The following is a 19152-nucleotide window of genomic DNA, read 5'->3' as shown; positions in this document are numbered from 1 at the left end:
CTGCTTACTCTTGGATCACATCGGCACCCTTGGGGATGTCGAACTTGAACTTGGACGCCGGGATGGCTTCGTTGGCCTTGACCCCGGTGAACAGGATATTGGTGCGCTGGCCAACGCTGTCGATCAACTGCATGTCGTTGATCATGCCGTTGCGAAACGACAGGCGCAGGCTGTCGAACAGGGTGTCGCGGGTTTTCGGCTTGAGGGTGAAGTCCATCACGCCGCCGGCTTCCTTGGAGGTGATGTCGAAGCTTTCGCTGATTTTCGACACGTCACCGGAGAGCAACAGGGCCGGGGTCTGGGTCAGGCGCTGGTCAAGCTTCTTGATGGTCACCTGCTCCAGGTCCGGGTCCCACAGGGAGACTTTCTGGCCGTCGGAAACCATCAGCTGTTCTTGTGGCGCATCGGTGTGCCAGTAGAACAGGCCCGGGCGCTGCAGGGACATCTCGCCGGCGGTTTCCTGCAACTGGGTGCCGCTGCCATCCAGGGTCAGCTGGGAGAAACGCGCGGTCAGGGTCTGGGACTTTTCCAGCAACTGGGTCAGGCGCGCCACGTCTTTCGGGTCGGCGTGGGCCGACAAGGTGGTCACAGCCAATACCGGCAGCAGCAACATGCGAATCAGGCGCATGGAATTCCTCATTAATTGGATGGGTATACGAGCGGCGTGACTTCACGCCGCTGCAAGCGAAACAAGGATCAGTCGCGCGTCGGGCCCGGCGCCAGCACTTCGCGGGAGCCGTTGGTGTTCATCGCCGTCACCACCCCGGCCATTTCCATGGCTTCGATCATCCGGGCGGCGCGGTTGTAGCCAATCTTCAGCTTGCGCTGTACCGCAGAGATCGAGGCCCGGCGGCTTTCCAGGACGAACTGCACGGCTTCGTCGTAGAGCGCGTCGGCTTCCGGATCATCGCCGTCACCGCCACCGCTGCTGCCTTCGAAACCACTGCCCGCCTCTTCGACACCGTTGAGGATGTCGTCGTTGTATTCCGGCGCACCGCGCAGCTTCCAGGCCTCCACCACGCGGTGCACTTCATCATCGGAGACGAAGGCGCCGTGGACGCGGATCGGCAGGCTGGTGCCCGGCGGCATATAGAGCATGTCACCGTGGCCCAGCAATTGTTCGGCACCGCCCTGGTCGATGATGGTCCGCGAGTCGATCTTGCTCGACACCTGGAACGCCATGCGGGTCGGGATGTTGGCCTTGATCAGGCCGGTGATCACGTCCACCGATGGCCGCTGGGTGGCGAGAATCAGGTGGATACCGGCGGCACGGGCCTTCTGGGCGATACGGGCGATCAGTTCCTCAACCTTCTTGCCGACGATCATCATCATGTCGGCGAATTCGTCCACCACCACCACGATGGTCGGCAGCTTGGTCAGCAGCGGCGCTTCGTCGTGGATGCTTTCGCGGTTGTACAGCGGGTCGGCCAGCGGGGTACCGGCGTCAATCGCTTCCTTGACCTTGGCGTTGAAGCCCGAGAGGTTGCGCACGCCCATCTTGGCCATGAGCTTGTAGCGCCGTTCCATCTCCGCCACGCTCCAGCGCAGGGCGTTGGCCGCGTCCTTCATGTCGGTCACCACCGGGCACAGCAGATGCGGAATGCCCTCGTAGATCGACAGTTCGAGCATCTTCGGGTCGATCATGATCAGCTTGGCGTCTTCCGGGCCGGACTTGAACAGGATCGACAGGATCATCGCGTTGACCCCCACCGACTTACCGGAACCGGTGGTACCGGCCACCAGCAGGTGAGGCATTTTTGCAAGGTCAGTGATGATCGGCTTGCCGCCGATATCGTGGCCCAGGGCCAGGGTGACCGGGGATTTGAAGTTGTCGTATTCCGGGGTCGAGAGCACTTCGGAGAAGCGCACGATCTGCCGGTCTTCGTTGGGAATCTCGATGCCCACGGTGGTCTTGCCGGGAATCACTTCCACTACGCGAACACTGGTCACGGCCAGGGAACGCGCCAGGTCCTTGGCCAGGTTGGCGATCCGGCTGACTTTCACCCCTGCCGCCGGCTGGATTTCGTAACGGGTAATCACCGGCCCCGGGTGGATCGAATCCACCGAGACTTCGACACCGAACTCCTTGAGCTTGATTTCCAGCAGGTGGCCAACCGCCGCCAGGGATTCGGGGGAATAATTCAGCTGTTTCTTTTCTGCCGGGTCGAGGATCGAGATCGGTGGCAAGGTGCCTTCCACCGCGCTGTCGACGAACAACGGCACCTGTTTCTCTTTCTGCACGCGCTTGCTGGGCTCCGGCGCCTTGGTGGCGATCGGCGTGATCACTGGCGGCACCTGCTTTTCGCGCTCGGACATGTGCTTGCTCAGGGCCTGCTCGCGCTCGATAAGGCGCTCCTTGACCTTGGCCTGCTCGCGCTTGTCGGCCACGTTCGGGGTCACGACTTCATCGACCCGGGCATCCACTTCGCGCAATTGCGCCACCAGTTGCTTGCGCTCCACGCGCGCATCCCACCAGCGGTTGGCGGCGCCCTGGAACAGTTCGAACAGGTCGAGGGTGATCTTGCCGGTCACGTCCATCACCTTGAACCACGACAGGTCGGTGAACACCGTCAGGCCGAACAGGAACAGGGCAATGAACATCAGGGTGCTGCCCTGCACGTTCAGGGCGTTCTTGGCCAGGTCGCCCAGGCTCTCGCCCAAGGCGCCACCGGCACCGGCCGGCAGGCCCGTGGCGGCATGGAAATGGATATGGGCCAGCGCGGCGCCCGACAGCACCAGGAACACCAGGCCGATCAGCCGCCAGGAAAACAGCCAGCCGCTCCACTGCCAGGGCTCATGGCGCTGGCGGAAGATCTGGTAGGTCTTGATCGCCAACAGCAGCGGGAAGATATAGGCGAAGTAACCCAACACCATAAACAGGATATCGGCGCTGTAGGAACCGGCCGGGCCACCGAAGTTCTGCACGTCTTCAATCTTGCTGTTATGACTCCAGCCCGGATCATCTTTCCCATAGGTCAGAAGTGCCATCATCAAGAACAGGCACAGGGCGCCAATGGCGATCAACGCACCTTCCTTGAGCCGGTAGTGCAATTGTTGACGCCAGAGCGGAACAACAGGTTTAGGTGCTGCGGTGGATTTCTTCAAAACGCGTCTTTTCCTGCGCCAAGGGCGCGTCCAACGGGTGATTGACTACAAGATACTGCTCAATCCGAGCAGGTAAATAAAGTTGACCGGCGTAACTGGGGCTACTTTTAACACTCTGCCCCTTGCTTCTGAAACAGTGCAATTCTGAATAAACCCGGTACAGCGTCGTATTGTACGGGTTTGTTCACGCCATGCCACGTCGGAACCCTCCGACCAGCATAGTCAACGGCCTGTTACGCACTGTTCAATTGGAGCATGCATTCTCTTTTGTGACAAAGGCTTATGAGGTGTTTTTATGAACGATGCGAAGCATTCACGCCTGATCATTCTGGGCTCTGGCCCTGCCGGTTACAGCGCTGCCGTCTATGCCGCTCGGGCCAACCTCAAACCGACGGTGATCACCGGTTTGCAAGCCGGCGGCCAACTGACCACCACCACCGAAGTCGACAACTGGCCCGGCGATGTCGAAGGCCTGACCGGCCCGGTGCTGATGGAGCGGATGCAGAGACACGCCGAACGCTTCGACACCGAGATCGTCTATGACCACATCCACACCGCACAGTTGCAGCAGCGGCCGTTTATCCTCATCGGCGACAGCGGCACCTACAGTTGCGACGCGCTGATCATCGCCACTGGCGCCTCGGCGCAATACCTGGGCCTGCCCTCCGAAGAGGCCTTTGCCGGCAAGGGGGTTTCCGCCTGCGCCACCTGCGATGGCTTCTTCTACCGCAATCAGGTGGTGGCCGTGGTGGGCGGCGGCAACACCGCCGTGGAGGAAGCACTGTACCTGTCGAACATCGCCAAAGAAGTGCACCTGGTGCATCGCCGCGACAAGCTGCGGGCCGAGAAGATTCTCCAGGACAAGCTGTTCGACAAGGCCGCCAATGGCAATATCCGCCTGCACTGGAACCAGCACCTGGAGGAAGTGCTGGGCGATGCCAGCGGCGTGACCGGCGCCCGCCTCAAGGACAGCCACAGCGGAGAAACCAAGGATCTGCCACTGGCCGGGGTGTTTATCGCCATCGGCCACAAGCCCAATACCGATCTGTTCCAGGGCCAGCTGGAGATGCGCGACGGCTACCTGCTGGTGCGTGGCGGCAGCGAAGGCAATGCCACGGCCACCGGCATCCAGGGCGTATTTGCCGCCGGCGACGTGGCCGACCACGTCTATCGCCAGGCCATCACTTCGGCCGGCGCCGGCTGCATGGCAGCGCTGGATGCGGAAAAATTCCTCGACGACAACTAAGCCCTCGCCCTACGCTTGTGGCGGGCCCGCAATGGCTCGCCACCGCCCTCCCCTGCCGCAAGTCTGGATACCATGCTGACCTGGTTACAACGCAACACACTCGACTTCCCGCCGCTGGAAAAGGCCATGCGCGAGCCCAATGGCTTGCTGGCCGCGGGCGGAGACTTGTCTGCCGACCGCCTGATCCAGGCCTATCGTCACGGCTGCTTTCCCTGGTTTTCCGAGGGCCAGCCGATTCTCTGGTGGTCCCCCGATCCGCGCACGGTGTTATTCCCGGACGAACTGCATGTCTCCCGCAGCCTGGGCAAACTGTTGCGCAAACAACACTATCAGGTGACCTTCGATCGGGACTTTGCCGCAGTCATCAGCGCCTGTGCAGCGCCTCGCGCCTATGCCGACGGCACCTGGATCAGCGAAGCGATGCAACGCGCCTACCTGCAACTGCATCAACGCGGCTACGCCCATTCGGTGGAAGTTTGGGATCAGGGAGTGCTGGTGGGCGGCTTGTATGGACTGGCCATGGGGCAGCTGTTTTTCGGCGAGTCGATGTTCAGCCGCGCCGACAATGCCTCGAAATTCGGCTTTGCCACTCTGGTGGAACGCTTGAAGGCGTGGGGATTTGTGCTGATCGACTGCCAGATGCCCACCGAACACCTGCACAGCCTCGGCGCCCGATCCATTTCCCGGCCAGAGTTCGCGAATTACCTGAAACACCACCTGGACCTGCCGAGCCGCGCCATATGGGTTTCCTAGGCGGGTTTGCCGGGGGTGGCTTACACTTAATTGCAAAGCTTATTCCGAGGGTTGACTCATGACCGAGTTGGCGCGCCTGAAGTTCTATGCCACCCAACCCCACTCTTGCAGCTACCTGCCCGACGAACAGGCGACCACTCTGTTCCTCGATCCCAGCCAGCCCATGGACGTGCATGTCTACGCGGATCTGTCGGAAATGGGCTTTCGGCGCAGCGGCGATCATCTGTATCGCCCCCACTGCCAGAACTGCAACGCCTGCGTGCCGGCGCGCATTCCTGCTACACAGTTCCTGCCCAGCCGCCAGCAAAAGCGCATTCTCAAACGCAACAGCGACCTGACCGTACACGCGGCCAAACCCTGCTTCAGCGAAGAGTATTTCGACCTCTACCAGCGCTACATCGAGCAACGCCACGCCGATGGCGACATGTTCCCCCCCAGCCGCGACCAGTTCTCGACCTTTCTGGTTCGAGACCTGCCCTTCTCGCGCTTCTACGAGTTCCGCCTGGACGGCCGCCTGCTGGCCGTGGCGGTCACCGACCTGCTGCCCAATGGCCTGTCAGCGGTCTACACCTTCTATGAACCCGACGAAGAGCGCCGCAGCCTCGGGCGCTTTGCGATCCTTTGGCAAATCGGCGAAACCCTGCGCCTGGGGCTGGATGCGGTGTACCTCGGCTACTGGATCAAGAACTGCAAAAAGATGAACTACAAGACCCAATATCGCCCCATAGAGCTGCTGGTTAACCAGAGATGGGTGATCCTCAACTAGAAGGTCTTGGCTTAAACCCCACTTTTCGGGCACAATGCACGCCGCTTTTGCCTGGCGCAGTTGCACCGGGCCATTCATTGGACACCGAGGGCTTTACTGCATGTCGAAAGAAGACAGCTTCGAAATGGAAGGCACTGTCGTCGACACCCTGCCCAACACCATGTTTCGTGTGGAGTTGGAAAATGGGCACGTCGTAACCGCGCATATTTCCGGCAAGATGCGCAAGAACTACATTCGTATTCTTACCGGTGACAAAGTGCGCGTCGAGCTGACGCCCTATGACTTGAGCAAAGGGCGCATCACTTACCGCGCTCGCTAAGCAAGTCAATACAAGACGCCCGGTTATGCCGGGCGTTTTTGTTCGTCTGCAAAAAACGTTTCAAACGCCAGATAGCACAAAGGCACCTCCCGGTGCCTTTGGCTGTACTGCTGCGTTATGCGGCGATCAAGCCATTTCCGCCGTGGTCTCGAAATCGAAGGTCAGCTCGCCATCCTTGATGTCGATGTGGACCACACCGCCATGGTCGGACAACTCGCCAAACAGGATCTCCTCGGCCAGGGGACGCTTGATCTTGTCCTGGATCAAGCGCGCCATCGGACGGGCGCCCATGGTCACGTCGTAACCACCGGCGGCCAGCCAGCTGCGAGCGGCATCGGTCACTTCCAGCTGCACGCGCTTGTCTTCCAGCTGCGCCTGAAGCTCGGTAAGGAACTTGTCCACCACGCTCTTGATCACTTCGTGGCTCAGGCGACCGAACTGGATAATGGTGTCCAGACGGTTGCGGAACTCCGGCGTGAAGCTCTTCTTGATCACTTCCATGGCATCGGAAGAGTGATCCTGATGCGTGAAGCCGATGGAGGCTCGCGCCGCGGTTTCAGCACCGGCGTTGGTGGTCATGATGACGATCACATTGCGGAAATCGGCCTTGCGCCCGTTGTTGTCGGTCAGGGTCCCGTGATCCATCACCTGCAGCAGCAGGTTGAAGACTTCCGGGTGGGCCTTCTCGATTTCATCGAGCAGCAATACGCAATGCGGCTGCTTGGTGATGGCCTCGGTCAGCAAGCCGCCCTGGTCGAAACCGACATAACCGGGAGGCGCACCAATCAAGCGCGAGACGGTGTGCCGCTCCATGTACTCGGACATGTCGAAGCGCACCAGCTCGATCCCCATGGCCTTGGCCAACTGCCGCGCCGCTTCGGTCTTGCCGACACCGGTAGGACCGGCGAACAGGAAGGAACCGACCGGTTTGTCCGGCGATTTCAGGCCTGCACGGGACAGCTTGATCGCGGTGGACAGCGAATCGATCGCCGCATCCTGGCCAAACACCGTCAGCTTGAGATCGCGCTCAAGATTGCGCAGCAGCTCTTTATCGGAACTGGTGACGTGTTTTGGTGGAATCCGCGCGATTTTCGCCACGATGTCTTCGACCTGGGCCACTTCGATGCGCTTCACGCGCTTCTCCGCCGGCTGCAGGCGCTGATAGGCCCCTGCCTCGTCGATGACGTCGATGGCCTTGTCCGGCATATGCCGGTCATTGATATAGCGCGAGGCCAATTCTGCAGCGGCACGCAGGGCTTCATCACTGTATTCGATACTGTGATGCTGCTCGAAACGCCCCTTGAGGCCGCGCAGGATGCCAATGGTGTCTTCAACCGAGGGCTCGGACACATCGACTTTCTGGAAGCGCCGCGCCAAGGCCCGGTCCTTCTCGAAAATGCCACGGAACTCCTGGAAGGTAGTCGAGCCGATGCAACGGATATCACCCGAGGACAGCAGCGGCTTGAGCAGGTTCGAGGCGTCCATCACCCCACCGGAGGCCGCACCGGCACCGATGATGGTGTGGATTTCGTCGATGAACAGGATCGCCTGAGGGCGCTTTTTCAATTCGCCCAGCAGCGCCTTGAAGCGCTTCTCGAAATCGCCGCGGTATTTGGTACCGGCCAGCAACGCCCCAAGATCCAGCGAGTAGACGACGCTGTTGACCAGCAGGTCCGGCACTTGATTGTCGACGATGCGCTTGGCCAGGCCCTCGGCAATCGCAGTCTTGCCCACGCCTGCCTCACCCACCAGCAGCGGGTTGTTCTTGCGCCGGCGCGCCAGGATCTGCGCTACGCGCTCGACTTCCTGCTCGCGCCCTACCAACGGATCAATGCGACCCTGACGGGCCAGTTCATTGAGGTTGCTGGCATAGGCATCCAGAGGATTGCCCGAAGAAGACGACTCACCACCCTCTTCGTCCTGCATATCCTGTTCACCTTCAGAATGATCGCCATGCCCGGGCACCTTGGAGATGCCATGGGCGATGTAGTTGACCACGTCGATACGGGCAACGCTCTGCTGTTTCAGCAGGAACACCGCCTGGCTCTCTTGCTCACTGAAGATTGCCACCAGCACATTGGCACCGGTGACTTCACGCTTGCCCGAGCTCTGTACGTGAAAGACAGCACGTTGCAATACGCGCTGGAAACCCAGGGTTGGCTGAGTTTCGCGATCCTCGTCGTGCACGGGAATCAGCGGCGTGGTGGAGTCGATGAACTCCTGCAGGTCGTGCTTGAGTTTGTCGAGGTTTGCTCCGCAGGCACGTAAAACGGTGGCGGCGGCCTCATTATCCAAAAGAGCCAACAGGAGATGCTCGACGGTCATGAACTCATGACGCTTCGAACGGGCCTCCTTGAAGGCGAGATTGAGGGTGACTTCGAGCTCGCGGTTTAACATAGCTTCACCTCATACCCAAGTGGTCGGCGTTAACCGTCCTTCTCGATTTCACAGAGTAGCGGATGCTGGCTTTCCCGGGCGTACTGGTTGACCTGCATGGCCTTGGTCTCGGCGATGTCGCGGGTAAACAATCCACACACTGCCCGCCCTTCGGTATGGACGGCCAGCATGACCTTGGTCGCCAGCTCGCGATTCAGGTTAAAAAACATCTCGAGCACTTCGACGACGAAATCCATCGGCGTGTAGTCATCGTTGAACAAAACCACCTTGTACATCGGCGGCGCCTGGAGAGCAGGCTTAGCCTCCTGTACTGCCAAGCCAGCGGAATCGTCGTCGTGCAAGTCCGGGCGATCCTGATTGAATGTTAGTCGAATCTGGCTGATTGCATGCATGGAAAGAAAGGTTCGTCAGTTGTGCAAATACAGTGGTGGGGGCGCCCTGGAAGGATTTCAACTCCGACCGCCGGGTCAACTTGACTATCGGCAAAACGGTGTTACAACCAATAGGGCCCACATTGGGTAATAAACGTCCGCGGCGTCAACCTTTTTACCAAGCTTGGCGGCGGATGAACTGGATGATACTCCAGTGATGGAGTCTGTTGCAGAGGGATATGAGTATGGCTAGCGGTAAGGTCAAGTGGTTCAACAACGCCAAGGGTTATGGCTTTATTAATGAGGAGGGCAAGACTGACGATCTGTTTGCCCATTACTCGGCCATCGATATGGATGGCTACAAGACCTTGAAAGCCGGACAGGCTGTGAGCTTCGAGATCATCCAAGGGCCCAAGGGCCTGCATGCGATCAAAATCAGCGCGTTGAAGGTGCCCGGCGAAATCGTCAGCGCCGAGGCCCAGCCCGAAAGCGCCCTTAGCTGATCCAACCAACATCCAGTCATAAAAAAACCGGCCGACTCAAGGGATTGAGTCGGCCGGTTTGCTTTGGGCGCCGTACAGCTTACATGTGCGAGATCAGCGCATCGCCGAAGGCCGAGGAAGACAGCAGGGTTGCACCGTCCATCAGGCGTTCGAAGTCATAGGTCACGGTCTTGGCCGAGATTGCGCCATTGGTGCCCTTGATGATCAGGTCGGCTGCTTCGGTCCAGCCCATGTGGCGCAGCATCATCTCTGCGGAAAGGATCAGCGAGCCCGGGTTGACCTGGTCCTTGCCGGCATACTTGGGCGCGGTACCGTGGGTGGCTTCGAACATGGCCACGGTATCGGACAGGTTGGCGCCTGGTGCAATGCCGATGCCGCCCACTTCCGCCGCCAGGGCGTCGGACAGGTAGTCACCGTTGAGGTTGAGGGTCGCGATCACATCGTATTCGGCCGGGCGCAGCAGGATCTGCTGGAGCATGGCGTCGGCGATAGCATCCTTGACGATGACGTTCTTGCCGGTTTTCGGGTTCTTGAACTGCATCCAGGGACCGCCGTCCAGCAGGGTCGCGCCGAACTCTTCGGCCGCCACTTCGTAGGCCCATTCCTTGAAGGCACCTTCGGTGAACTTCATGATGTTGCCTTTGTGCACGATGGTCAGCGAGTCGCGGTCGTTATCCACTACATATTGCAGCGCCTTGCGCGCCAGACGCTTGGTGCCCTGCAGGGAAACCGGCTTGACGCCGATGCCGCAGTTTTCGTCGAAACGGATCTTGGTGACACCCATTTCCTCCTTGAGGAACTTGATGACCTTGGTGGCTTCTGCCGAGCCGGCTTTCCACTCGATGCCGGCGTAAATGTCTTCGGAGTTTTCACGGAAGATGGTCATGTCCACGTCACCCGGCTTTTTCACCGGGCTGGGCACGCCTTCGAACCAGCGCACAGGGCGCAGGCATACATAAAGATCGAGTTGCTGACGCAGGGCCACGTTCAGGGAACGGATGCCACCACCGACCGGAGTGGTCAGCGGGCCCTTGATGGAAACCACGTAATCCTTCACTGCGTCCAGGGTTTCCTGAGGAAGCCAGGTGTCCTGGTCGTACACTTGAGTCGCTTTTTCCCCGGCATACACTTCCATCCAGGAAATCTTGCGTTCGCCGCCGTAAGCCTTCTTAACCGCAGCATCGACAACCTTGATCATGACCGGGCTGATATCAACACCAATACCGTCGCCTTCGATGAAAGGAATAATCGGGTTGTTAGGAACATTGAGAGAATGGTCTGCGTTGACGGTGATTTTGTCGCCGACTGCTGGAACCTGAATCTTCTTGTATCCCATGCTGAACTCCGTTGTGTGGATTGAACATCTGGCTGCGTTCGAGCGTACCCCAGTTGAATCTGGACGGGAACCTCATGTTCCACCCATATGCCGTGAAAGCTGCACAGTTCGCGGCCTACAAGCCTGAAAGCAAAGGGAAAAGTGCCAAAGTAAAGCACCCCGAGCGACTCTACGCCTGCACCCTGCCTGCGACCTTTAGACCAATGGACGAGAACGGGCGCCTATGAAGCATCGGCGTTTTGCTAGCTACCTATGTATAATGCCGCCGCTGACCACAGAGTCACGACGGCCGAACGCTCTGCTACCGACAAAACAAGCCGAGAATGGCCGCCCAAAGCCGGGTTGTTACCGCAGCCCACCCGCTTGACGCTCGACTGATGCACCCAACATCACCGCGAAGAAACCTCGACATTCGGCTCATGGATGACCTTTGAACGAAAGCGCTTACCCGGCGCACCTCGAGTTTCTGCGCACGCTTTAGCAAAGAAGAGAGTTAATCCGAATATGCCCACCCGCTCGAAGATCATCTACACCTTCACCGACGAAGCCCCGGCCCTCGCCACCTATTCCCTGCTGCCTATCGTAGAAGCCTTCACCGCTTCGGCTGATATCGCCGTGGAAACTCGCGACATCTCCCTGGCCGGCCGCATCCTCGCCAGCTTCCCTGAGCAGTTGGGTACCAAAGCGGTGCCGGACCACCTTGCCGAACTGGGCGAGCTGGCGGTCACCCCAGAAGCCAACATCATCAAGCTGCCGAACATCAGCGCCTCGGTCCCGCAACTGCAAGCCGCGATCAAAGAGCTGCAGGCCCAGGGCTATGCGCTGCCGGACTACCCAGAAACCGTGACCTGCGACGCCGACAAAGACGCCAAGAGCCGTTACGACAAGGTCAAGGGCAGCGCCGTGAACCCGGTCCTGCGTGAAGGCAACTCCGACCGCCGCGCTCCGCTGTCGGTGAAGAACTATGCGCGCAAGCACCCGCACAAGATGGGCGCCTGGGCCAAGGACTCCAAGTCCCACGTCGCCCACATGAGCAACGGCGACTTCTACGGCAGCGAAAAAGCGGCCCTGATCGAAGCAGCCGACAGCGTCAAGATCGAACTGATCGCCCTGGACGGCACTGCCACCGTCCTGAAGGAAAAGACCGCCGTGCAAGCCGGCGAGATCCTCGACTGCGCCGTAATGAGCAAAAAGGCCCTGCGCGCCTTCATCGCCGCTGAAATCGAAGACGCCAAGAAGCAAGGCGTACTGCTTTCGGTACACCTCAAGGCCACCATGATGAAGGTCTCCGACCCGATCATGTTCGGCCAGATCGTTGCCGAGTTCTATCAGGATGCCCTGAGCAAGCACGCCACCGTGCTGCAGGAAATCGGCTTCAACCTGAACAACGGCATCGGCGACCTGTACGCCCGCATCAAGGCGTTGCCTGCCGATCAGCAAGCCGCCATCGAAGCCGACATCCAGGCCGTCTACGCAGCCCGCCCTGCCCTGGCCATGGTCAACTCCGACAAAGGCATCACCAACCTGCACGTGCCGAGCGACGTGATCGTCGACGCCTCGATGCCTGCCATGATCCGTGACTCCGGCAAGATGTGGGGCACCGACGGCCAGCTGCACGACACCAAGGCCGTGATCCCGGACCGTTGCTACGCCACCATCTACCAGGCCGTGATCGAAGACTGCAAAGCCAATGGCGCGTTCGATCCGACCACCATGGGCAGCGTGCCGAACGTTGGCCTGATGGCGAAAAAAGCCGAAGAATACGGTTCCCACGACAAGACTTTCGAAATCAAGGCTGACGGCGTGGTTCGCGTCACCGACAGCAAAGGCAGCCTGCTGCTGGAGCAGAAAGTCGAAGCCGGCGATATCTTCCGCATGTGCCAGACCAAAGACGCGCCGATCCAGGACTGGGTCAAACTGGCGGTCAACCGTGCTCGTGCCAGCAGCACCCCGGCCATTTTCTGGCTGGACCCGATGCGTGCCCACGACGGTGTGATGATCGAGAAAGTTCAGGCCTACCTGAAGGATCACGACACCAGCGACCTGGACATCCGCATCATGTCCCCGGTTGAAGCCATGAAGTTCACCCTGGCCCGCACCCGCGACGGCAAGGACACCATCTCGGTGACCGGCAACGTACTGCGCGACTACCTGACCGACCTGTTCCCGATCATGGAACTGGGCACCAGCGCCAAGATGCTGTCGATCGTGCCGCTGATGAACGGTGGCGGCCTGTTCGAAACCGGCGCCGGCGGTTCGGCTCCCAAACACGTACAGCAGCTGCTGGAAGAGAACTTCCTGCGCTGGGACTCCCTGGGTGAGTTCCTGGCCCTGGCAGCCTCCCTGGAGCACCTGGGCAACACCTACAACAACCCGAAAGCCCTGGTGCTCGCCAAGACCCTGGACCAGGCGACCGGCCAGTTCCTCGACAACAACAAGTCGCCATCGCGCAAGGTCGGCAACATCGACAACCGCGGCAGCCACTTCTACCTGGCGCTGTACTGGGCTCAAGCCCTGGCCGCCCAGACCGAGGACGCTGTCCTGCAAGCGCAGTTCAGCACCCTGGCCAAGACCCTGACCGAGAACGAAGCGACCATCGTCGCCGAGCTCAACGCCGTACAGGGCAAGCCCGTGGACATCGGTGGCTACTACAGCGCCAACCCCGAGCTGGTGAGCCAGGCCATGCGCCCGAGCGCCACCCTCAACGCAGCCATCGCTGCGCTGGTGTAAGCACGAGCGAACACACAAACCCCGGCCCCGCGCCGGGGTTTGTGCTTCTGGCGTCCGCAGCAACCGGCCTGTCGGCGAAACAGACAGCGCTCGCTTCGCCGGCAAGCCGGCTCCTACAATGCTCACCCTTTATAAAGGAGTGCCTTTATGGAATGGCAACCGCATATTACTGTCGCCACCATCGTCGAGGACCAGGGCCGCTTCCTGTTCGTCGAGGAATACCAGGGCGAACAAGCCGTGCTCAACCAGCCCGCCGGGCACCTGGACGCCAATGAAAGCCTGCTCCAGGCGGCCGTACGCGAAACCCTGGAGGAAACCGGCTGGGATGTGGAGTTGACCGGCGTGGTCGGCATCTACCTCTACACCGCCCCCAGCAACGGCGTGACCTACCAGCGCGTGTGCTTTGCCGCCAAGCCACTGCGCCATCATCCGGACTATCAGTTGGATGACGGCATCATCGGCCCGCGCTGGCTGAGCCGCGAGCAACTGCTGGAGCAACGGGCCAACTGGCGCAGCGAGCTGATCCTGCAGTGCCTGGACGATTACCTGGATGGCCAGTTGCACAGCCTGGCACTGATCCGACCAATGCTTTAACCGCAGTTTTAGCCTTGCAGGCCTCAGCCTGTTAGAATCGCGTCCTTTTTCAAGACACCCATTGAATTCCTATGCGTGATCCAGCCCCTTCTGACACCCAAAAGAAGCGCGTCATTGTCGGCATGTCCGGCGGCGTGGATTCTTCCGTTTCCGCCCTCCTGCTGATGGAGCAGGGTTACCAGGTGGAAGGCCTGTTCATGAAGAACTGGGAGGAAGACGACGGAACCGAATACTGCACCGCCATGGACGACCTGGCCGACGCCCAGGCCGTGTGCGACAAGATTGGCATCAAGCTGCACACCGCCAACTTCGCCGCCGAATACTGGGACAACGTGTTCGAGCACTTCCTGGCCGAATACAAGGCCGGCCGCACGCCGAACCCGGATATCCTCTGCAACCGCGAAATCAAGTTCAAGGCCTTCCTCGACTACGCCATGATGCTCGGCGCCGACCTGATCGCCACCGGCCACTATGTGCGCCGCCGCGACATCGATGGCCGCACCGAACTGCTCAAGGGCCTGGACCCGAACAAGGACCAGAGCTACTTCCTCCACGCCGTTGGCGGCGAACAGATCGCCAAGACCCTGTTCCCGGTAGGTGAGCTGGAAAAGCCCGAAGTGCGCGCCATTGCCGAAAAACACGACCTGGCCACAGCGAAGAAGAAAGACTCCACCGGCATCTGCTTTATCGGTGAGCGGCGCTTCAGCGACTTCCTCAAGCAATACCTGCCGGCCCAGCCCGGCGAGATCAAGACCACCGAAGGTGAAGTCATCGGCCGCCATCACGGCTTGATGTACCACACCATCGGCCAGCGTCAGGGCCTGGGCATCGGCGGCCTGAAAGACGCCGGCGAAGAGCCGTGGTACGTGCTGATCAAGGACCTGGAGCACAACGAGCTGATCGTGGGCCAGGGCAATGATCACCCCTGGCTGTTCTCCCGCGCCCTGCTGGCCTCCGACATCTATTGGGTCAACCCCATCGACCTGAGCCAGCCGCGACGCCTGACCGCCAAGGTGCGCTACCGCCAGAGCGACCAGCCCTGCACCCTGGAAAAGACCACCAACGGCTACCGCGCCACCTTCGACGACCCACAGCGCGCCGTCACTCCCGGCCAGTCCGTGGTGTTCTACGACGGCGAGATCTGCCTAGGTGGCGGCGTGATCGAAGTGGCCGAACCCTGGAGCAGCAAGGACGCCCGTCCATGAGCCCGATTCAGGAACAACTGACGGCGCTGGGCGGTGTATTCCTGGCCGCCGTGCTGGTGGACCGGATCGCCAAGACCGGCCAGGTCAGCGAAGCGGCCTTGAGCTGCATGCTCGGCAGCCTGCTGATCCGCGACCCGAAAGACACCCTGGAAGTCTACGGCGGCGACGACATCAACCTGCGCGAGGGTTACCGGGCCCTGATCGGCGCCCTGGAGCGCGACCCCAGCACCCTGCAGCGCGAACCGCTGCGCTACGCTTTGTCGATGCTCGGCCTGGAACGCCAGCTGGCCAAGCGCGACGACCTGCTGGAGACCATCGGCAAACGCCTGCCGCAGATCCAGTCCCAGGTAGAACATTTCGGTCCAGCCCACGAAAACGTCATCGCCGCGTGCGGCGGGCTGTACCAGGACACCCTGAGCACCCTGCGCCAGCGCATCCAGGTACACGGCGACATGCGCAACCTGCAGCAGCCCAGCAATGCCTCGAAGATCCGCGCCCTACTGCTGGCCGGCATCCGCTCGGCACGCCTGTGGCGACAGCTGGGCGGCCATCGCTGGCAACTGGTGATCAGCCGGCGCAAATTGCTCAAAGAGCTTTATCCGTTGATGCGCAGCAGCTGAGCTGCGCCTGATTTTTCAAGAGCTGCGCGTAAGACGCTGGTCAGTTGGCAACGGACCGGCGGATATTTTCATGTATGATACGCGCCCCATTTCGTTGCCCGACTGTCCGAGAACACCCCATGCAGCTCTCTTCGCTCACTGCGGTTTCCCCTGTTGACGGCCGCTACGCCGGCAAAACCCAGGCCCTGCGCCCCATTTTCAGCGAATACGGCCTGATCCGTGCTCGCGTTCTCGTTGAAGTGCGCTGGCTCCAGCGCCTGGCCGCCCACAGCGCCATCAGCGAAGTGCCGGCGTTCTCCGCCGAAGCCAACGCCGTGCTCAATGCCCTGGCAGAGAATTTCTCCCTGGAGCACGCCGAGCGCGTCAAAGAGATCGAGCGCACCACCAACCACGACGTCAAGGCCATCGAGTACCTGCTCAAGGAGCAAGCTGCCAAGTTGCCTGAACTGGCCAACGTCAGTGAATTCATCCATTTCGCCTGCACCAGCGAGGACATCAACAACCTGTCCCACGCCCTGATGCTGCGCGAAGGCCGTGATGAAGTGATGCTGCCGCTGATGCGCCAGACCGCCAACGCCATCCGCGAACTGGCGATCCGTTTCGCCGAAGTGCCGATGCTGTCGCGCACCCACGGCCAGCCGGCCTCGCCGACCACCCTGGGCAAAGAACTGGCCAACGTCGTGTACCGCCTGGAGCGCCAGATCGCCCAGGTCGCTGCCGTGCCGCTGCTGGGCAAGATCAACGGCGCCGTGGGCAACTACAACGCCCACCTGTCGGCCTACCCGGACATCGACTGGGAAGCCAACGCCCGCGCCTTCATCGAAGACGAACTGGGCCTGGCCTTCAACCCCTACACCACGCAGATCGAGCCGCACGACTACATCGCCGAGCTGTTCGACGCCATTGCGCGCTTCAACACCATCCTGATCGACTTCGATCGCGATATCTGGGGCTACATCTCCCTGGGCTACTTCAAGCAGCGCACCATCGCCGGCGAAATCGGTTCCTCGACCATGCCGCACAAGGTCAACCCGATCGACTTCGAAAACTCCGAAGGCAACCTGGGCATCGCCAACGCCCTGTTCCAGCACCTGGCGAGCAAGCTGCCGATCTCCCGCTGGCAGCGCGACCTGACTGACTCCACCGTATTGCGCAACCTGGGCGTGGGCTTTGCTCACAGCGTGATTGCCTACGAGGCCAGCCTCAAGGGCATCAGCAAACTGGAGCTCAACGCCCAGAAAATCGCCGAAGACCTGGACGCCTGCTGGGAAGTCCTGGCCGAGCCGATCCAGACCGTGATGCGCCGCTACAACATCGAAAACCCCTACGAAAAGCTCAAGGAACTGACGCGCGGCAAGGGCATCAGCCCAGAAGCGCTGCAGACTTTCATCGACGGGCTGGACATGCCCGCCGCGGCCAAGGCCGAGCTGAAACAGCTCACCCCGGCCAGCTACATCGGTAATGCCGCAGCCCAGGCCAAGCGCATCTGACCGATTGCTCGACCTTTTGACGCCCGGCCGCGCCGGGCGTTTTTATTCCTGCTAGAAAAGTACACTTTTTCAATAGGTTACACATGAATCCTGATATTCCTCTTCAACTTCTGGGCGGCATCACTGCACGGGAATTTCTGCGTGACTACTGGCAGAAGAAACCCCTGCTGATCCGTCAGGCCCTGCCTGACTTCGAAAGCCCGATCGAACCTGACGAACTGGCCGGCCTGGCCCTGGAAGAAGAAGTCGAATCGCGCCTGGTGATCGAAAACGGCGAGCGCCCATGGGAACTGCGCCGCGGGCCCTTCGCCGAAGACGAGTTCAGCAAGCTGCCGGAACGCGACTGGACCCTGCTGGTCCAGGCCGTGGACCAGTTCGTCCCGGAAGTCGCCGAGTTGCTGGAGCACTTCCGCTTCCTGCCGAGCTGGCGCATCGATGACGTGATGATCAGCTTCGCTGCGCCTGGCGGCAACGTCGGTCCGCACTTCGACAACTACGACGTGTTCCTGCTGCAAGGCTTTGGTAAGCGCAACTGGAAGATCGGCCAGATGTGCGACTCCGAGAGCCCGCTGCTGCAACACGCAGACCTGCGCATCCTCGCCGAGTTCGAAGAAACCGAAAGCTGGGTCCTGGAGCCCGGCGACATGCTCTATCTGCCACCGCGCCTGGCCCACTATGGCGTTGCGGTGAACGATTGCATGACCTATTCGGTCGGTTTCCGCGCCCCGAGTGCCGCCGAAGTCCTGACCCACTTCACCGACTTCCTCGGCCAGTTCCTGCCGGACGAAGACCGCTACACCGACGCCGACGTACAGCCGGCCAGCGACCCGCACCAGATCCAGCAGGACGCCCTCGACCGGCTCAAGGGCCTGCTGGCCGAGCACATGAGCGATGAACGCCTGCTGCTGACCTGGTTCGGCCAGTTCATGACCGAACCACGCTACCCGGAACTGGTGACCGGACCCGAACTGGAAGAAGAAGACCTGCTGGGCAGCCTGGAACAGGGCGCGATCCTGATCCGCAACCCGAGCGCGCGCCTGGCCTGGTCGGAAGTCGATGAAGACCTGCTACTGTTCGCCAGCGGCCAAAGCCGCCTGCTTCCCGGTAAGCTGCGCGAACTGCTGAAAATGATTTGCGCCGCCGATGCCCTGCATATCGACAACCTCGGCCAGTGGCTGGCGGATGAAGATGGACGCGGCCTGTTGTGTGAACTGGTCAAGCAAGGGAGCCTGGGGTTTGCCGATGAATAAGATTCACGTACGTGTCGCAGACTGGCAAAAGGACAACGCCGAGATCCGGCGCATCCGTGAAGCCGTATTCATTGCCGAGCAATCGGTGCCGCCCGAACTGGAGTGGGATGCCGACGACGACAGCGCCGTGCACTTCCTGGCCTTCGAGGGCGACTTCCCCATCGGCACCGCGCGCCTACTGCCCGACGGCCATGTGGGCCGGGTTTCGGTGCTCAAGGACTGGCGCGGCCTGAAGGTTGGCGACGCGCTGATGCGCGCGGTGATCGATGAAGCCGAAAAGCGCGGCCTGAAGCAGCAGATGCTCAGCGCCCAGGTCCAGGCCACGGCGTTCTATGAGCGCCTGGGCTTCTCCATCGTCAGCGAGGAGTTCCTCGAAGCGGGCATTCCCCACGTCGATATGGTTCGCGGCGCCTGACCGACACGCCGCTCGCGGCAACGGCCAGCCAAAACGCCCCGCCATCCCTCCT

Annotated in this window: 17 protein-coding genes; 12 read left to right on the top strand and 5 right to left on the bottom strand. The window is 60.8% G+C overall.

The annotated features are described in order from the left end of the window. Nucleotides 1-4 precede the first annotated feature (4 nt). Nucleotides 5-628, bottom strand: a complete 624-nt coding sequence (gene lolA / locus BM382_RS26350; protein WP_011062167.1) for an outer membrane lipoprotein periplasmic chaperone LolA — start codon at nt 626-628, stop codon at nt 5-7. A gap of 68 nt (nt 629-696) precedes the next feature. Beyond that, entirely contained in the window at nt 697-3105 is a 2409-nt protein-coding gene (locus tag BM382_RS26345) for a DNA translocase FtsK (RefSeq protein WP_019092904.1), read from the bottom strand. A gap of 295 nt (nt 3106-3400) precedes the next feature. Here BM382_RS26345 and trxB point away from each other — a divergent pair, with 295 nt between their 5' ends. The 4 genes from trxB to infA all read left to right on the top strand — a co-directional run bounded on the left by trxB (nt 3401) and on the right by infA (nt 6189). Next, the gene (gene trxB, locus BM382_RS26340) at nt 3401-4351 is read left to right on the top strand and encodes a thioredoxin-disulfide reductase (RefSeq protein ID WP_011062169.1); all 951 of its coding nucleotides are present in this window, start codon (nt 3401-3403) and stop codon (nt 4349-4351) included. Between the two features lie 72 nt (nt 4352-4423). Next, the gene (aat, locus tag BM382_RS26335; RefSeq protein ID WP_011062170.1) at nt 4424-5104 is read left to right on the top strand and encodes a leucyl/phenylalanyl-tRNA--protein transferase; all 681 of its coding nucleotides are present in this window, start codon (nt 4424-4426) and stop codon (nt 5102-5104) included. Nucleotides 5105-5162: 58 nt separating this feature from the next. Further along, on the top strand, nt 5163-5870 hold the full coding sequence (locus BM382_RS26330) for an arginyltransferase (RefSeq protein WP_015636288.1): 708 nt from the start codon (nt 5163-5165) through the stop codon (nt 5868-5870). 100 nt (nt 5871-5970) lie between these two features. After that, entirely contained in the window at nt 5971-6189 is a 219-nt protein-coding gene (gene infA / locus BM382_RS26325; protein ID WP_002553999.1) for a translation initiation factor IF-1, read from the top strand. A gap of 126 nt (nt 6190-6315) precedes the next feature. Here the strand turns inward: infA and clpA are convergent, their stop codons facing one another. Further along, nucleotides 6316-8586: an ATP-dependent Clp protease ATP-binding subunit ClpA gene (gene clpA, locus BM382_RS26320; protein WP_011062172.1), complete on the bottom strand. Its 2271-nt coding sequence runs from the start codon at nt 8584-8586 to the stop codon at nt 6316-6318. Between the two features lie 29 nt (nt 8587-8615). Further along, entirely contained in the window at nt 8616-8978 is a 363-nt protein-coding gene (gene clpS, locus BM382_RS26315; RefSeq protein WP_011062173.1) for an ATP-dependent Clp protease adapter ClpS, read from the bottom strand. A 218-nt stretch (nt 8979-9196) separates the two neighbouring features. On the opposite strand from clpS, the gene cspD reads away from it, so the two are divergent. Beyond that, nucleotides 9197-9460, top strand: coding sequence for a cold shock domain-containing protein CspD (gene cspD, locus BM382_RS26310; protein WP_275656340.1), 264 nt, complete (start codon nt 9197-9199; stop codon nt 9458-9460). A gap of 79 nt (nt 9461-9539) precedes the next feature. Here cspD and icd read toward each other — a convergent pair whose 3' ends face one another. Continuing rightward, the gene (gene icd / locus BM382_RS26305) at nt 9540-10796 is read right to left on the bottom strand and encodes an NADP-dependent isocitrate dehydrogenase (protein WP_011062175.1); all 1257 of its coding nucleotides are present in this window, start codon (nt 10794-10796) and stop codon (nt 9540-9542) included. Between the two features lie 504 nt (nt 10797-11300). Between icd and BM382_RS26295 the strand changes: the two genes are divergently transcribed. From BM382_RS26295 to BM382_RS26265, 7 genes are all read left to right on the top strand, one after another. Then, complete coding sequence (locus tag BM382_RS26295; protein ID WP_072444503.1) at nt 11301-13526, top strand: NADP-dependent isocitrate dehydrogenase; 2226 nt, start codon at nt 11301-11303, stop codon at nt 13524-13526. 147 nt (nt 13527-13673) lie between these two features. Next, nucleotides 13674-14120 carry an NUDIX hydrolase gene (locus BM382_RS26290; RefSeq protein ID WP_011062177.1) on the top strand — a complete coding sequence of 149 codons (447 nt, stop codon included), beginning with the start codon at nt 13674-13676 and terminating at the stop codon, nt 14118-14120. Nucleotides 14121-14191: 71 nt separating this feature from the next. Further along, on the top strand, nt 14192-15325 hold the full coding sequence (gene mnmA / locus BM382_RS26285; RefSeq protein WP_072444505.1) for a tRNA 2-thiouridine(34) synthase MnmA: 1134 nt from the start codon (nt 14192-14194) through the stop codon (nt 15323-15325). Then, on the top strand, nt 15322-15945 hold the full coding sequence (gene hflD / locus BM382_RS26280; protein WP_011062179.1) for a high frequency lysogenization protein HflD: 624 nt from the start codon (nt 15322-15324) through the stop codon (nt 15943-15945). The genes mnmA and hflD overlap by 4 nt, the downstream gene beginning before the upstream one ends. Before the next feature lie 119 nt (nt 15946-16064). Beyond that, on the top strand, nt 16065-17435 hold the full coding sequence (gene purB, locus BM382_RS26275; RefSeq protein WP_019092906.1) for an adenylosuccinate lyase: 1371 nt from the start codon (nt 16065-16067) through the stop codon (nt 17433-17435). 83 nt (nt 17436-17518) lie between these two features. After that, nucleotides 17519-18685 carry a ribosomal protein uL16 3-hydroxylase gene (locus BM382_RS26270; RefSeq protein ID WP_011062181.1) on the top strand — a complete coding sequence of 389 codons (1167 nt, stop codon included), beginning with the start codon at nt 17519-17521 and terminating at the stop codon, nt 18683-18685. Next, nucleotides 18678-19100, top strand: coding sequence for a GNAT family N-acetyltransferase (locus BM382_RS26265; protein WP_011062182.1), 423 nt, complete (start codon nt 18678-18680; stop codon nt 19098-19100). The genes BM382_RS26270 and BM382_RS26265 overlap by 8 nt, the downstream gene beginning before the upstream one ends. Nucleotides 19101-19152 lie beyond the last annotated feature (52 nt).

Origin of the sequence: Pseudomonas sp. NFPP25, assembly GCF_900116505.1 — a bacterium.
Lineage (GTDB): Bacteria > Pseudomonadota > Gammaproteobacteria > Pseudomonadales > Pseudomonadaceae > Aquipseudomonas > Aquipseudomonas protegens.
Note: the sequence above shows the minus strand (reverse complement) of the source record. Positions and strands in the feature narration are given on the sequence as shown.

What these genes read in the sequence shown, in the direction of transcription:
- lolA (WP_011062167.1), bottom strand. Translation starts at nt 628, where the DNA reads ATGCGCCTGATTCGCATGTTGCTGCTGCCGGTATTGGCTGTGACCACC.
- trxB (WP_011062169.1), top strand. Translation starts at nt 3,401, where the DNA reads ATGAACGATGCGAAGCATTCACGCCTGATCATTCTGGGCTCTGGCCCT.
- aat (WP_011062170.1), top strand. Translation starts at nt 4,424, where the DNA reads ATGCTGACCTGGTTACAACGCAACACACTCGACTTCCCGCCGCTGGAA.
- BM382_RS26330 (WP_015636288.1), top strand. Translation starts at nt 5,163, where the DNA reads ATGACCGAGTTGGCGCGCCTGAAGTTCTATGCCACCCAACCCCACTCT.
- infA (WP_002553999.1), top strand. Translation starts at nt 5,971, where the DNA reads ATGTCGAAAGAAGACAGCTTCGAAATGGAAGGCACTGTCGTCGACACC.
- clpA (WP_011062172.1), bottom strand. Translation starts at nt 8,586, where the DNA reads ATGTTAAACCGCGAGCTCGAAGTCACCCTCAATCTCGCCTTCAAGGAG.
- clpS (WP_011062173.1), bottom strand. Translation starts at nt 8,978, where the DNA reads ATGCATGCAATCAGCCAGATTCGACTAACATTCAATCAGGATCGCCCG.
- cspD (WP_275656340.1), top strand. Translation starts at nt 9,197, where the DNA reads ATGAGTATGGCTAGCGGTAAGGTCAAGTGGTTCAACAACGCCAAGGGT.
- icd (WP_011062175.1), bottom strand. Translation starts at nt 10,796, where the DNA reads ATGGGATACAAGAAGATTCAGGTTCCAGCAGTCGGCGACAAAATCACC.
- BM382_RS26295 (WP_072444503.1), top strand. Translation starts at nt 11,301, where the DNA reads ATGCCCACCCGCTCGAAGATCATCTACACCTTCACCGACGAAGCCCCG.
- BM382_RS26290 (WP_011062177.1), top strand. Translation starts at nt 13,674, where the DNA reads ATGGAATGGCAACCGCATATTACTGTCGCCACCATCGTCGAGGACCAG.
- mnmA (WP_072444505.1), top strand. Translation starts at nt 14,192, where the DNA reads ATGCGTGATCCAGCCCCTTCTGACACCCAAAAGAAGCGCGTCATTGTC.
- hflD (WP_011062179.1), top strand. Translation starts at nt 15,322, where the DNA reads ATGAGCCCGATTCAGGAACAACTGACGGCGCTGGGCGGTGTATTCCTG.
- purB (WP_019092906.1), top strand. Translation starts at nt 16,065, where the DNA reads ATGCAGCTCTCTTCGCTCACTGCGGTTTCCCCTGTTGACGGCCGCTAC.
- BM382_RS26270 (WP_011062181.1), top strand. Translation starts at nt 17,519, where the DNA reads ATGAATCCTGATATTCCTCTTCAACTTCTGGGCGGCATCACTGCACGG.
- BM382_RS26265 (WP_011062182.1), top strand. Translation starts at nt 18,678, where the DNA reads ATGAATAAGATTCACGTACGTGTCGCAGACTGGCAAAAGGACAACGCC.